Annotated in this window: 20 protein-coding genes and 1 pseudogene; 6 read left to right on the top strand and 15 right to left on the bottom strand. The window is 47.2% G+C overall.

Translation table 11 applies throughout. The features are described 5' to 3' along the window. Nucleotides 1-48 precede the first annotated feature (48 nt). On the bottom strand, nt 49-2,022 hold the full coding sequence (locus ACTHTQ_RS08250; RefSeq protein WP_440363627.1) for a FimV/HubP family polar landmark protein: 1,974 nt from the start codon (nt 2,020-2,022) through the stop codon (nt 49-51). A gap of 353 nt (nt 2,023-2,375) precedes the next feature. On the opposite strand from ACTHTQ_RS08250, the gene ACTHTQ_RS08245 reads away from it, so the two are divergent. The 6 genes from ACTHTQ_RS08245 (at nt 2,376) to dtd (ending at nt 5,760) form a co-directional block, all read left to right on the top strand. Next, nucleotides 2,376-2,909 carry a septation protein A gene (locus ACTHTQ_RS08245; RefSeq protein WP_049329543.1) on the top strand — a complete coding sequence of 178 codons (534 nt, stop codon included), beginning with the start codon at nt 2,376-2,378 and terminating at the stop codon, nt 2,907-2,909. Next, nucleotides 2,909-3,199 (top strand): YciI family protein, encoded by a 291-nt coding sequence (locus tag ACTHTQ_RS08240; protein ID WP_004519663.1) that lies wholly within the window; start codon nt 2,909-2,911, stop codon nt 3,197-3,199. Before ACTHTQ_RS08245 ends, ACTHTQ_RS08240 begins: the two co-directional genes overlap by 1 nt. Next, nucleotides 3,196-3,468, top strand: a complete 273-nt coding sequence (locus tag ACTHTQ_RS08235) for a BolA family protein (RefSeq protein WP_049329542.1) — start codon at nt 3,196-3,198, stop codon at nt 3,466-3,468. The genes ACTHTQ_RS08240 and ACTHTQ_RS08235 overlap by 4 nt, the downstream gene beginning before the upstream one ends. 51 nt (nt 3,469-3,519) lie before the next feature. Further along, nucleotides 3,520-4,392: a peptidyl-prolyl cis-trans isomerase gene (locus tag ACTHTQ_RS08230; RefSeq protein WP_440363626.1), complete on the top strand. Its 873-nt coding sequence runs from the start codon at nt 3,520-3,522 to the stop codon at nt 4,390-4,392. A gap of 44 nt (nt 4,393-4,436) precedes the next feature. After that, nucleotides 4,437-5,201, top strand: a complete 765-nt coding sequence (locus ACTHTQ_RS08225) for a peptidyl-prolyl cis-trans isomerase (protein WP_070749339.1) — start codon at nt 4,437-4,439, stop codon at nt 5,199-5,201. Between the two features lie 97 nt (nt 5,202-5,298). Further along, nucleotides 5,299-5,760 carry a D-aminoacyl-tRNA deacylase gene (gene dtd / locus ACTHTQ_RS08220; RefSeq protein ID WP_440363625.1) on the top strand — a complete coding sequence of 154 codons (462 nt, stop codon included), beginning with the start codon at nt 5,299-5,301 and terminating at the stop codon, nt 5,758-5,760. Between the two features lie 56 nt (nt 5,761-5,816). Here the strand turns inward: dtd and ACTHTQ_RS08215 are convergent. From ACTHTQ_RS08215 to ACTHTQ_RS08150, 14 genes and pseudogenes are all read right to left on the bottom strand, one after another. Continuing rightward, a pseudogene (locus ACTHTQ_RS08215) lies at nt 5,817-6,167 on the bottom strand (gluconokinase, GntK/IdnK-type); the annotation flags it as partial. A 163-nt stretch (nt 6,168-6,330) separates the two neighbouring features. Further along, nucleotides 6,331-7,089 (bottom strand): twin-arginine translocase subunit TatC, encoded by a 759-nt coding sequence (tatC, locus tag ACTHTQ_RS08210; RefSeq protein ID WP_003684374.1) that lies wholly within the window; start codon nt 7,087-7,089, stop codon nt 6,331-6,333. Between the two features lie 15 nt (nt 7,090-7,104). Next, nucleotides 7,105-7,773: a Sec-independent protein translocase protein TatB gene (gene tatB, locus ACTHTQ_RS08205; protein ID WP_154953209.1), complete on the bottom strand. Its 669-nt coding sequence runs from the start codon at nt 7,771-7,773 to the stop codon at nt 7,105-7,107. A 3-nt stretch (nt 7,774-7,776) separates the two neighbouring features. Further along, nucleotides 7,777-7,980, bottom strand: a complete 204-nt coding sequence (tatA, locus tag ACTHTQ_RS08200; protein WP_003679438.1) for a Sec-independent protein translocase subunit TatA — start codon at nt 7,978-7,980, stop codon at nt 7,777-7,779. 35 nt (nt 7,981-8,015) lie between these two features. Then, on the bottom strand, nt 8,016-8,339 hold the full coding sequence (locus tag ACTHTQ_RS08195) for a histidine triad nucleotide-binding protein (RefSeq protein ID WP_440363624.1): 324 nt from the start codon (nt 8,337-8,339) through the stop codon (nt 8,016-8,018). Between the two features lie 118 nt (nt 8,340-8,457). Further along, a complete protein-coding gene (locus ACTHTQ_RS08190) occupies nt 8,458-8,781 on the bottom strand; it encodes a phosphoribosyl-ATP diphosphatase (RefSeq protein ID WP_440363623.1) in 324 nt (107 codons plus the stop codon). Nucleotides 8,782-8,813: 32 nt separating this feature from the next. Further along, a complete protein-coding gene (hisI, locus tag ACTHTQ_RS08185; RefSeq protein ID WP_036472643.1) occupies nt 8,814-9,221 on the bottom strand; it encodes a phosphoribosyl-AMP cyclohydrolase in 408 nt (135 codons plus the stop codon). Nucleotides 9,222-9,265: 44 nt separating this feature from the next. Beyond that, nucleotides 9,266-10,033 (bottom strand): imidazole glycerol phosphate synthase subunit HisF, encoded by a 768-nt coding sequence (hisF, locus tag ACTHTQ_RS08180; RefSeq protein ID WP_036472644.1) that lies wholly within the window; start codon nt 10,031-10,033, stop codon nt 9,266-9,268. A 40-nt stretch (nt 10,034-10,073) separates the two neighbouring features. Further along, complete coding sequence (locus ACTHTQ_RS08175; protein WP_003684447.1) at nt 10,074-10,391, bottom strand: hypothetical protein; 318 nt, start codon at nt 10,389-10,391, stop codon at nt 10,074-10,076. A 177-nt stretch (nt 10,392-10,568) separates the two neighbouring features. Further along, complete coding sequence (gene hisA, locus ACTHTQ_RS08170) at nt 10,569-11,306, bottom strand: 1-(5-phosphoribosyl)-5-[(5-phosphoribosylamino)methylideneamino]imidazole-4-carboxamide isomerase (RefSeq protein WP_070606856.1); 738 nt, start codon at nt 11,304-11,306, stop codon at nt 10,569-10,571. A gap of 73 nt (nt 11,307-11,379) precedes the next feature. Then, nucleotides 11,380-12,024, bottom strand: a complete 645-nt coding sequence (gene hisH, locus ACTHTQ_RS08165; protein WP_440363622.1) for an imidazole glycerol phosphate synthase subunit HisH — start codon at nt 12,022-12,024, stop codon at nt 11,380-11,382. A gap of 225 nt (nt 12,025-12,249) precedes the next feature. After that, entirely contained in the window at nt 12,250-13,029 is a 780-nt protein-coding gene (locus ACTHTQ_RS08160) for a DNA adenine methylase (protein ID WP_440363621.1), read from the bottom strand. 83 nt (nt 13,030-13,112) lie between these two features. Next, the gene (locus ACTHTQ_RS08155) at nt 13,113-13,226 is read right to left on the bottom strand and encodes a zinc finger domain-containing protein (protein ID WP_079453713.1); all 114 of its coding nucleotides are present in this window, start codon (nt 13,224-13,226) and stop codon (nt 13,113-13,115) included. 162 nt (nt 13,227-13,388) lie between these two features. Beyond that, on the bottom strand, nt 13,389-13,535 hold the full coding sequence (locus ACTHTQ_RS08150) for a hypothetical protein (protein ID WP_440363620.1): 147 nt from the start codon (nt 13,533-13,535) through the stop codon (nt 13,389-13,391). Between the last annotated feature and the right edge of the window lie 106 nt (nt 13,536-13,641).

Below are 13,641 nucleotides of genomic sequence, written 5' to 3'. Positions count from 1 at the left end.
ACCATAAAAAAGATGCCGTCTGAAACGGCATCTTCATTTGACTGGCACTTATGCGCCAAGTTCTTTCATCAATTTTTGGGCTTTATGCAGAATATCGCCTTCAGCCTCTTCGATCAGCCCTTGCAATGTTTCTCGAGCCGCTTCAGGATCACCGATTTCGATATACATCTTAGCCAAATCATATTTGGCTTCAAGCGGTGCAGTCATGCCGACTGATTCTGAAACAAAGCCTCTTTCACTATTGCTTTTATCGGCAGCCACTGAAACATCTTCAGCTCCCCATTCCAATGCACCTTCTTCAATCACAAACTCAGAAGCAGCTTCTTCTTTCTCTACTTCTTCTTTGGTTTCTTGAATTTGCAAGTCTTGATCTTGCTTGACATCAAATGGCAGCACATGGCCGTCTGAAGCTTCAGGGGTTTCTACCGTAAACTCGAGTGGCTCTTCATTTCTTGCCTTGGAGACTTTTTTCTCCGTCGCCAAATCAAACTCAGCAAATGTATTTACCTGCTCTTCTTTACGTTCCGGCATAACAACCGATACCGGCTGATACGGATTTTCCGGTTCAGGCTCGTATACGCTTTCTGTTGATTCGATACTATCCCAATCAGCATGGCGGCGTTGCTCTGTCTCTACATCATGCGTTACTGCACCTGAAAGAATACCTGACTGACTATTATCAATCTTACCCAAATCAAGTTTGACATCATCGATATTGGAAGATTCTTCTACTTCATTGATAACGACATCATCTTCAAAATCGTCTTCAATAAGCAGGCCATCTTGAGTTTTTTCAGACGGCGTTACTTTAGTTGCAGCAACCGCAGCAGCATTTTTCTGTACAACCTTCTCTTCATCCTTACGGCTTACAGGTGCTGCTTCCGACTCGTCTTTACGTTTACCGGCAGCTTTCAACAACAACCAAGCAGCAATAAGGGCTGCACCGCCTGCCAATAACCATTTCCATAAATTGCCGTCTGATTCGCTTTCTGTTTGCTCAGCGACAGAATCAGTGGTTGCAACAGGCTCAGAAGCCACTACATTCTCTTGAGCATCAGAAGCCATAGCTTCTTGACCATCAGATGCAGGAACAGTCGATGCAGCATTTTCATTGACAGCTGCAGATGCTGCTTGTTCTGTTTGTTCAGCCGAAGCTTGTTTCACTTCTTCCTGTTGTTGTGTATTTACGCCAGCATCTTTAACCTGGGCTTCAGTTTGAGCCTCAGGCTGAACAACAGGTTTTTCTGTTTTAGCTTCTATTGCATTGACGGTTTCATTGCCTTTCTCTGCCGCTGTATTGGTTTTAACAGGAGCAGAAGCAGCCAAGCGTTGTAATTCGCTACGGTTTGGAATATTCAGCACTTTACCTGCCAACATACGGTTGGCATTGTTATCGATAAACACATCCGGGTTGGCATTTACCAAAGCCTGAATGGTTTGATCCAGGGTCATACCTTGCGGACGGATGCTGGACGCGATGGCAATCAGGGTTTCACCCGTACGCACCAAATGCTGTCTGCCTGAACGTGCAGCCGTGTCGTTTTTAGCAGAGGCCGTCTGAACTTGTTTTTTCTCAGCCTTACGCTGTACATCCTTACGCGCTTGAGCTGTCTGATTACCTGCTGCTTTATTGTTTTTAGTTGCAGGCTGTCGGGCATTGCGTGTCGGCTCGGAAGATTGAGATTCAGTGGCCAGACGGATACGAACAGATGCAGCATCTTTAGAATCATATCCGGCCGGATCGATAATAGCGGTGTACTCACGCGATTGCGCGCCAACACCTACTTGGAAAACCAAAACAGGATCTTTGATGGCTTTAGAAGAGCGGATGGTAACGACTGCCTTATCGCCTGATTTGCGTACCGCTGCGCGCAAATTGCCATTTGAAATAGTGGCCTTACCGCCATTAAGCAGAGCCTGGGCTTCCTCGCCAGTTACAGTGATACTGCCTGTAAAAGGCTCACCCAAATGAGATTGAACATTCAAGCCGCCCAAACCTGCAGAGGCACTGAGCGATGTCATTAAAGCGATAGAAGCTGTAATTAATTTAATATTGTGATGTTTTTTCAAAACTGATCCCCTGTTCGGAAATTATGGTACTAACCAATGTGCACGCATTTAACCATATATTTACTAGATATTACGCCATGATATATTTTTAACCCATTCCTGCCAAGCAATAGAGGCTATTCAGCCTAAAATTCCTTAGCAAATCTATTACTTTTGCATGCTTGTGTTTCTTTTTTACAAATTTCGCCAACCCAAAACAAATATTTCATATAAATATGTGCGATATTAAAGTCATGGTAAAACGTGCAAAAAAACACATCTCCCTGTATGATTAGCATTTACTCAATTAGTTTCATCATTAATATATGAAGATTTTGAGCGACTTATTCGCCGTATTCTTATTTTTCATCACATACATCATCACCAAAGACATGATTGCCGCAACAACTGTTGCGGTTATCGTCGGTATTGCCCAAGCTGCGCTGACCTTTTGGAAACACCGCAAGCTGGACACCATGCAATGGGTCAGCCTGATTTTGATTGTCTTTTTTGGCGGTGCAACGATTCTGCTGAAAGACAACCGCTTTATCATGTGGAAACCAACCGTTCTGTTTTGGATCGGCGCGATCGTCATGCTGTTCAGCCACCTGGCCGGTAAAAACGGGCTTAAAGCCGTCATGGGCAAAGAAATGCAGCTCCCTGATTTTGTATGGACACGCCTGACTTATGCATGGATTGGCTTCCTAATTTTTATGGGTGCGGCCAACCTCTTTGTCTTTACGTATTTTCCAGACCAATGGGTCAATTACAAACTGTTCGGCACATTGGGCTTCACAATCATTTTTTCCATCGCACAGGGTATGTATCTGATGCGTTTCCAGTCTAAGGAGGATCAATAATGGAATATTTCATGCTTTTGGCCACTGATGCCGAAGATGTCCACGAAGCACGCATGGCAGCACGCCCTGCTCATTTGGCACGCTTGGAAGAATTGAAAGCGCAAGGCCGTCTGCTGACTGCCGGCCCCAATCCTCTACCAGATAATCCGGAACGTGTTTCCGGCAGCCTGATTGTGGCTCAATTTGAATCTTTGGACGCTGCACAAGAATGGGCAGAACAAGACCCTTACGTTGATGCCGGCGTATACGCAGAAGTATTGATTAAACCTTTTAAAGCCGTGTTCAAATGAGCAATATTCGTCAAATTATCGAGGAACGCCTGCGAACGCTTGAGCCTGAGTTCTTCGATTTTGAAGATGAAAGCCATCTGCATGCCGGCCATGCCGGTAATAAAGGCGGCGGGCATTACGCCATAGTGGTGGTCAGCAACGCATTTGAAAACATTGGCCGCCTCCAGCGGCAACGTATGATTAAGCAGCTTTTACAGGACTTGTTTTCAGACGGCCTGATTCATGCACTCAGTATCAAAGCGGCCACGCCGGACGAATACTTCCATTAAGATTACTGCCCAAACTTTGATTTCCAATCATTAATTTAAATGAGAAATACGATGAAAAAAACCTACTTTGCTTCAGCCTTGATGTTTGCCCTGACTTCCGGCACCCTGTTTGCCCAAACTTTGGTTACCGTCAACGGTCAAGCCATCGACAGCAGCGTTATCGATGACCAAGTTGCTTCCGTACGTGCCAGTAACCCGAACGTTCAAGACACTCCTGAATTGCGTCAAATGCTGACTGAACGCCAAATTATCAGCACTGTTGTTACCCAAGAAGCCAAAAAATTAAAACTGGATCAAAGCGCTGAATTCAAAACAGCATTGGAGCAAGCGCGTGCCGATGCCGCCAAGCAAGGTGCAGATAAAAAAGCCACCTTCAAAACCGAATGGGCAGCTTTCGAAAATGATTTGTTAGGCCAAGCTTTCGCGGCGCATATCGTCCGTCAATATCCTGTTCAAGAAAAAGATGTCAAAGCCGCTTACAACGACTTCAGCAACTTCTATAAAGGTACTCAGGAAGTCCAACTGGGCGAAATCGTGACCGACAGCAGCAGCAATGCCCAAAAAGCCATTGCCGATTTGGATGCGAAAAAAAGCTTTGTTTCGGTATTGAACCAATACTCAATTGACGAAGCGGCCAAAAAAGCCGGCGGCATCCCTAAAGCTTATGTTCCGCTTAAAGATTTACAAGAATCAGCGCCTCCGTTTTACGCTGCTGTCAAAGACCTGAAAAAAGGTGCACACACTAAAACGCCACTGCAAAACGGTAATTTGTACGCCGTTTTCTATGTCAATGACCGTCGCAACGTTACCGTACCTTCTTACGAAGCCGCTAAAAACGAGATTGGCAGCGACTTACAGGCAGCCCGTGTTGATTCGGCCATTCAATCATTGCTGAAAAAAGCCAGCATCAAAGTCAACAAATAATATAACGTGCCCGCCGTGATAACGGCGGGCAATAAGGAACTCACATGAACATCAAGCCCAAAACTGCCGTTTTGGCTATCCTCACCCTATCGACCGTCGGCTTGGCAACCGCCAAAGCACCTGAAATCGATCCTGCACGTATCGACAGCATGGTCGCCGAAGTATTAAGACAAGCCGATCAACATCCCAACCAGACTGCCAAACCCGATGGTCAGGCAATCCGCAAAGATGTGGTTACACGTTTGCAGACTTTGGAAATTTTGAAAAATGAAGCCATCAAGGCTGGTTTGGATAAAGATGCAGAAGTACAGAATCAGTTTAAAAACGTTGAAGCTGAGTTTTATGCCAACCAATACGCTGCTTATTTAGAACGCCAAACTGTGGTTGACGATGCCGAGTTGCGCCGTTTCTACGACCAGCAAACACGCATCATCAAGCTGCAACAAGTCAGCTTTGCTTCAGCCGAAGAAGTCCGCGCAGCGCAAGAACTGCTGCTCAAAGGCTTGTCATTTGAAGAGCTGATGAAACGCTATCCCAACCCCGAACAAGAGTTCGACGGCTTCATCTCTCCGCAGCAGCTTTCGCCTCAACTGGCTACCGCTTTTGCCGACATGAACCGAGGTGATGTAACGCATGAGCCGATTCAGATGGGAAACCGTTTTTATCTGTTTAAACTCAGCGCCGTAGAGCGTAATCCTAATGCCGAACCTTTCGAACTGGTACGCAATCAGATTGCCCAAGCTGTCAAACGACAAAAAGTCGAGAATCAGATCGAACGTATCTTGAAAGAAAACGGCATTAATCCGTAAATTAATTCAATGGTTTCAGGCCGTCTGAAACTATATTTGAACTCAGAGGGCGTATCTTACGCCCTTTTTTTACAACTCCTTTTATTCACACAAGATTATGCGCGCTGTTATCCAAAAAGTTACCCAAGCCAAAGTTGACGTTTTGTCCGAAAACTCCTGTGAAACCTGCGGCGAAATCAACAACGGATTTATGATATTGCTCGGCGTTACCCACACCGATACAGAAGCGGACGCCAAATACATTGCAGATAAAACCGCCAACCTACGTATCTTTGAAGACGAAAACGGCAAATTAAATTTATCGCTCAAAGATGTCGGCGGCTCGATATTACTGGTTTCCCAGTTTACCCTTTACGCCGATGCGCGCAGCGGCCGCCGCCCTTCTTTCTCCAATGCTGCGCCCGCAGAACAAGCGGATAAACTTTATCAATACACCACACAACTTCTACGCGAACATGGATTGACTGTCGAAACCGGCAGATTCCAAACCCATATGCAGGTCTCCCTTTGCAATGACGGGCCGGTTACCTTATTGCTTGATTCGCAAAAAACATTCTAAATTCCATCAAAAAAGGCCGTCTGAAATATTTCAGACGGCCTTTCCATTTCTGATCATTACTCAATCAAGCCTTGCGCTTTCACCCAGTTCACAATATCTGCCTCAACGGCTTCAGGCGAACCCGGATTGTCGATTTTGACACCGTACTCATCAGCACCCAGCTCTTCCAAAATTTCCAGCTGAGAATCCAGCATTCCGGCTTTCATATAATGCCCCTGACGCGACAGCATACGCTCAAGATTGATTGCTTGAGGCGGGGCCAGATGGATAAAAGCCACCTTCCCTTCTGCACCACGTAGAATATCGCGGTATTGGCGTTTGAGTGCGGAACAAGTAACAATGGAATATTTTTCCCCATTTTTTGCCTGCTCCGTCATCCAGTCACGCAAATTGCCCAGCCATGGGTAAGGTCGAAATTTTTAGTCACATCAAAAGAATTTGGGGCTGTAGCGTTTTTGTACGATTCCCCAAACATCCATCATACTTTTTCTTAAAAACTGAAGTGCCATGATACAAAGGCCGTCTGAAAAATTCTTCAGACGGCCTTAATTCTTAAACTTCTGCCGGTGGTTACGGTGTATCTTCATCTTCCTGCTGCGTTTTCACTTTGGCAAAGCGGCTGAACCAAATGCCTGCTTCGTAGAGCAGAATCAGCGGAACAGCAAGCAGGGTTTGAGAAATTACATCAGGTGGCGTGATGATTGCGGCCACGACAAACGCACCGACAATCACATACGGACGCGCATTCTTAAGCTGTGCAGTCGAAACAATGCCCATTTTTGCAAGCAACACCACAACGACGGGCACTTCAAACGTCGTACCGAATGCGACAAACATGCCCAAAATAAAGGACAGGTATTTGTCGATATCGGTCGCCATATTGACGCCGACAGGGGTTACACCGGCCAAGAATTTGAAAATCACGGGAAATACCAAAAAATAGGCAAACGCCATCCCAACGAAGAAGAGCGTCACGCTGGACAACACCAGCGGCGTAATCAAACGTTTTTCGTTTTGGTATAAGGCAGGAGCGACAAACGCCCAAACTTGATACAGCGTGTGCGGCAACGATAGCAGAAACGCCGCCATCAAAGTAACCTTGACCGGCACAAAAAACGGCGCGATCACATCGGTCGCAATCATGCTGGTATCTTTAGGCAGATTGGCCATCAATGGTTCGGCAACAAAGGTATAGAGCTGCTGGGCAAACGGCATCATGCCCAAAAAGCAGACGACGATACCGATGACGATCCACATCATGCGGCGGCGCAGCTCGAGAAGATGCTCGATAAGCGGTTGGACGGGTTGTTCGTGTTGAGGTTCGGACACCGGTTGACTCACTTTTTACTTACGGACACGCAGTTTGGGCTTGGCGTGGAATTTCGGGCGCATATCGCGTTTGCGGCTCATCGCCTGCTTACGCAAAGAAGTCGTATGCAGCGGAGGAACATCGGCAACAGGGGATTCGATATAGCTGACTTCTACCGCCGGAGCAGGTGCAGGTGAAACTGAAGCCGTCAAATACTCACGCCAAGCGCGGTCTTGCTCGGACTCGGCATTTTCAGCCTCGACAAGCTCTTGAGTTTGCACTGCCCCACCCTGCTCAGAAGTTTGGATTGCACTTTCATGCTCAGTGCTGTTTGAAGCCAGATCAGGCAAAGGATTGCCCAACTCGTCCACACCAAAATCGGCAGGCGTTTTCTGTTCGGGCAGGCGTTCCCACGGCTTGAGGCCGTCTGAAATATCGCTCAGGTTTTTTTGCGCATCGTTGCCCAAGTCTTTGATACCATCGCGAAACTCAGATGCGGCGGTTTCAAATTCCTGCTTCACCTTGCGCAATTCGTCCAACTCAGCCTGAGTATTAAGTTCCTGCTTGACGTTATTGACGAATCCTTGCAATTTGCCGACCAAACGCCCAGCCGTGCGCGCAGCTTGCGGCAGACGTTCGGGGCCAAGCACTATCAGGGCGACAACGCCGACCAGCAGCAATTCGCCCAAACCAAAATCAAACATGGATTATGCTTTGTCTTCGTCTTTTTTGTGTTCGATGACTTCATCTTTTTTGGCATCTTTGCCGTCTGTACCTTCGTTCAGGCCTTGTTTGAAGTCATGTACCGCACCGCCGAGGTCTTTGCCGACGTTGCGCAATTTTTTGGTACCGAATACCAAAACGACGATAATCAGTACGATAATCCAGTGCCAGAGAGAGAAGCTACCCATGATAAATCCTTGAATTTGTTAAAAATAGATAATAGTTATGCAGGCGTACCCATGATATGGATATGCAGGTGGAAGACTTCTTGTCCGCCACCTTTGCCTGTGTTGATCAGGGTTTTGAAACCGTCGGTCAAACCAGCCTCATGGGCGATTTGAGGAACTTTCAACATCATTTTGCCCAACAGGGTTTGATGTTCGGCAGTGGCGTGTGCCAGTGAATCGAAGTGCACTTTCGGAATCAGCAGCAGATGCACCGGCGTAGCAGGACGGATGTCTTTGAAACAAAGCATCTCGTCGTCTTCGTAAACGGTTTGTGCCGGAATATCTTTGGTTGCGATTTTGCAGAAAATACAATTATCCATAATGGCTCCAATGGCCGTCTGAAAACAGGCGTGACGGGTTTCGACCCAAAAAGGGAAATCGTTTTTGCCCCAAGAGACGGATTCTGAAACAGGTCAAATACGGGATTGTAATATAAATTCAAGATTCTTTGCGAGAAGCTTTTTCCACTAATCCCGACAAACCTTGACGGCGCGCAAGCTCGTTGACCACATCTTCGGTGCGCAAGCCGTGATGCGCCAATAAAACCATGGTGTGAAACCACAAATCCGCCACTTCGTAAACCAAATGTTCGCCACCGCCATCTTTAGAGGCCATCAAGGTTTCACCTGCTTCCTCGATGACTTTTTTCAGAATCTTGTCTTCGCCTTTATGCAGCAGTTGGGCAACGTAAGAAGCATCAGGATCGCCGCCTTTGCGCGAATCGATGACGTTTTGAATTTCGGTAAGGATAGTATCGGTCATGGTCGGTTTCTCTTATTTTCTTTCAGACGGCCTTAAGGATGTTTATGTCCGTAGATTGCTTCTTCATCTTTCAACACGGCATCGACTGTCTGCCATGCGCCCTCTTGCCAAACTTTGTAAAAACAGCTTTCTCGCCCAGTATGACAGGCAATGCCGCCATTTTGTTCAATCAGCATGACCACCGCGTCGCCATCGCAATCCAGGCGCAATTCATGTACTTTTTGCCTATGTCCGGACGCCTCGCCCTTCATCCATTGTTTCTGGCGGGAACGGCTGTAATAGTGGGCAAAACCGGTTTCTATAGTTTTTTGCAGGGCTTCGGCGTTCATCCAGGCAACCATCAGCACACGGCGTGTCTGCCAATCTTGGGCAATGGCGCAAACCAAACCTTTTTCATCAAATTTTACGGCATTCAGCAGCGTTTCGTTTATATTCGACATGTGCGTCTTTCTCCCATATTTTTCAGACGGCCTTTGGATAGCAATCACAAACGCACTTCGATTCCTGCTTCACGCATGGCCAGTTTCGCTTCGCGGATACTCGCTTCGCCGAAGTGGAAAATACTGGCGGCCAATACCGCATCGGCCTTTCCTTCTTTAATACCGTCCACCAAGTGTTGAACCGAACCGACACCGCCGGAAGCAATAACCGGAATATCGACCGCTTCGCTAACCGCGCGTGTCAAAGGCAGGTTGAAACCTTGCTTGGTACCGTCCCGGTCCATACTGGTCAGCAAAATCTCGCCCGCACCGCGTCGTTGCATTTCGACAGCCCATTCCACCGCATCCAAACCGGTCGGATTACGTCCGCCGTGGGTAAAGATTTCCCAACGGGTGTTTTCAGGGTTGACCGCTTTGGCATCCACGGCAACAACAATCGCTTGCGAACCAAAAAAACCGGCCGCTTCGTTTACCAAATCAGGATTGGTTACAGCGGCCGTATTGATGCTGGCCTTATCAGCACCGGCATTAAGCAGACGACGGATATCGGCAACTGTGCGCACACCGCCGCCTACCGTCAATGGAATAAAAACTTGTGAAGCGACTGCCTCAATAACGTGCAAAATAGTGTCGCGATTGTCGCTGGAAGCAGTGATGTCCAAAAAGGTCAACTCATCCGCGCCTTCATCGTTGTAGCGTTTGGCAACGTCAACCGGATTACCTGCATCGCGCAAACCCAAAAAGTTGACACCTTTTACCACGCGACCGTCTTTTACATCCAGACAAGGAATTATTCGTTTTGACAATGCCATACTCAATACCTCTTATCCGTTATCAGGCCGTCTGAAACCGTCAGGCCAAAAATTTGCTCAACCAATCCGGCAAATGTTGCAACAGCTGAAAATAACCAATCCCCGCTATCATTGCCAAAATGCAGGAGATGATGAAATTGCTGTCGATGCGGCCGACAATGGAAAAAATCAAACCGGCAAATGCCCACACTATCCCATTGAAAATCATCCAATAGGTATCAATAATCGGCAAATCAAACGCCGTCAGCTGTCGCAGTATCACTGCAATCAGTGTAAACCACAAACTTTCGCTTAGCGGATACACTTCGCGATCGGATGACCAGATAATCCAAAAACCCAAAACAAACGCTTCAAGCATACCAATCCCTTAATAAAATAAGATATTGAGTGAGTTGTTTTTTATAATTATTTCAGACAGATTTTAAGTCTAAGGACTTTGCAAAATGCCGCTTTTGAAGGTATTTTCAGCTATACGCCAACTCCTGCGCTGTTACACCTTGCAAAGCCCTAATCTGCATAATTAAACGCACTTAGGTCAAGCCAAAGAATCGGCCAGTTTTTGAGCCTGTGCGAAATCAATACTTCCCTCATAAATTGCGCGGCCGGTAATCGCACCGCTCACACCCTCTTTTTCAACGGCACACAATGCGTGGATATCGTCCAAATTCGTCAAGCCGCCGGAAGCGATAATCGGGATATTCACTGATTGAGCCAATTTGACGGTAGCCTCGATATTCACACCGCTCATCATGCCGTCGCGGCCGATATCGGTATAAATAATGCTGTTGACGCCATCGTCTTCAAAACGCTTGGCCAAATCGACGACATGGTGTTCCGTTACCGTTGCCCAACCGTCTATCGCCACCATCCCATCTTTGGCATCCAAGCCGACGATAATCTGACCCGGAAATGCCTTACATGCTTCGCGCACAAATTCAGGATTTTTTACCGCGGCCGTACCGATAATCACATCGGTCAGACCCAAATCCAAATACTTTTCAATGGTGCCCAAATCACGGATACCGCCGCCAAGCTGTACCGGAATATCTTTAGCCACGGCTGCCAAAATTTCTTTAATCGCCGGAAAATTTTGAGGAACACCTGCAAATGCGCCGTTCAAATCAACCAAATGCAAACGGCGTGCGCCTTGATTGCGCCAATGCAAAGCCATCTCTGCCGGCGAATCGGAAAACACCGTCGCCTGCTCCATCAAGCCTTGTTTTAAGCGAACACAGCGTCCTTCTTTCAAATCAATGGCAGGTATCAACAGCATTTTTTTCTCCTCTATCCAATTTCAGTATATTTTACACAAATTAGCGATTTTTAGCAGATTTATGTTAAAAATCTCAAATCTGCCAATTTAAAAAATTACGCAGCAGCAGCAATCCTGCCTGATGGCTTTTCTCCGTGTGGAACTGTGTAGCAAACACATTGTCCTTACCGACAATGCAGGCAAATTCATTCGGATATTCGCTGACGCCTAAAACAACCTCTTCATTTTTCGGCGCAAAATAATAGCTGTGAACAAAATAGAAATACTCGTTCTGCCCAATGTCTTGAAATAAAGGATGCGGACAGGTTTGGCGCACTGTATTCCAACCCATATGCGGCACTTTCAGACGGCCTCCCTGTGCATCGGTTTGATTGGGCAAAAACCGTTTTACTTGACCTTCAAACCAACCCAAACCATCTGTATCGCCTTCTTCGCTGTGTTCAAACAATAATTGCGCACCTACGCAAATTCCAAAAAACGGCTTGTTTTTCAGGCCGTCTGAAACAGCCTCACCCAAACCGCTTGCCTTCAGCGCCGACATACAATCCGGCATGGCACCCTGCCCCGGAAAGATAACCTTATCTGCCGCCATCACCTCTTCAGGCCGAGAAGTCAGATAAACTTCGGCATTTTGATTAGACAAAACCTGCGCCGCCTGAACAGATTTCAATACTGAATGCAGGTTTCCCATTCCATAATCGACAATCGCTACTTTCATTGCTTCTCCTCAGGCCGTCTGAAAACATTTAATGATTAATATAATAATAAGAATGATTGTAGCAAAAGATGGTTTAAAACAAAATATTGTTGATATACAAGACAAATTGAAGCGGCCTGCGAAAAACTGCGCTGATTCTTGAGAAAATCCGTTTTGTTTTTTGTTGCACTATCTGCAATCTTTTTTCACTTTTTTATAAAAGCGACGTCACCGTCGCTTTTTATTTTACCAATTACATATAACCAACTCGCCGCTTGTTTTACCGGTTTTGTCTCTGCCGACCGTATAGGCAAGCTCAAGCGGGGTGATGCGAAAGTCTTTGAACAACTCCCTTATATCAGGATGGTCGTTTATAGATAGCATGAATTTTCCTCGGCTCCCCGCCATCGCTTTAGCCAGCAGCTCATACTGCGACCAATCGAATGCGTGGTCGTACCCTGCGACTTGCCAGTACGGCGGGTCGGCGTAGAAGAAGGTATGCTCTCGGTCATACCGCTTGAAGCATCGATCCCACGTCTCGTTTTCGACGAAAACACCTCTCAGCCGGGCTTTGGCTGCTGTCAATTTTGCCCTAATCTGCGACGCATCCCAAGCTTTTGATGTGGTTGCCGTGCCAAAATGTTGATGGACGGTCTTGCCGCCGAAGGCATTATGTTGAAGGTAGAAGAACCGAGCGGCACGCTGAATATCGGTCATGCAATCAGGTGGTGTGCTTTGCAGGCGGGCAAATACCTCGCGACTGGTCAACGTCCATTCGAACTGGCGGACGAACTCGTCAAAGTGGTGCTGTACCACACGGTAGAGATTGATGAGCTGTCCGTTGATGTCGTTAAGTACCTCTACTTTAGCAGGCGTTTGGCGCATAAAGAACAACGCCGCACCACCGGAAAACAGCTCGACATAGCAGGAATGATCGGGAAACATGGGCAACAGGTGTTTTGCTAGTCGTCGTTTGCCGCCCATCCAAGGGATAATCGGTAGAGTTTGTTGTGTTTTTTGCATCATATATATACTCCTAATTTTCGGCATTCGGGATGCTCTAAATCAGATTTAATATGACGCTCAAAGGCATTCTTTTGATTTATTAATTAGCTGAAAGAGTTGATATTTTTACAACGAGCGCACTTTATTTGTACACAACCGCTGCCTTTTGCCAGCAATTTCCCACAAAACTTACAGCGTAATTCACGATAGATTTGCATTTGCATCCACTCCTGTATCAGATAGAATGCCTCGGTCTCTAGAGACTAAGGCGGCCTTAGAAGTCAATGCAGGGGTGATCTGCTTGGCTGGCGTAGCGGTGTTCCAGCACCACTACGTCGCCGTCCCACTTATTGCGTATACCCGCCCCTGTGGCGGGGTTTTTATTGCGCCTCCCGTTGGAATAAGGCGGGCACGATGGCGGCAAGGTCATTGGGCGACCAGCGCCAGCCGTCGGGCAGCCCCAATGCGGCGGCGCACCACTCGGAGCAAAACCACTTGTCGCCGCGTTGGCGGGTTTTGAATACCACGCCGACGGCACCGAACCAGTCGTAGGGCTAGCTGACGGTATTGCGGTATAGGCGGTCGAGCTGGCCGTGCTCATTGATGCTGTCGGGCAACGGGATTAGATCCCAC

It is taken from the genome of Neisseria sp. P0020.S003 (genome assembly GCF_051957095.1).
GTDB lineage: Bacteria > Pseudomonadota > Gammaproteobacteria > Burkholderiales > Neisseriaceae > Neisseria > Neisseria subflava.
This window is presented reverse-complemented; position numbering and strand designations above follow the sequence as displayed.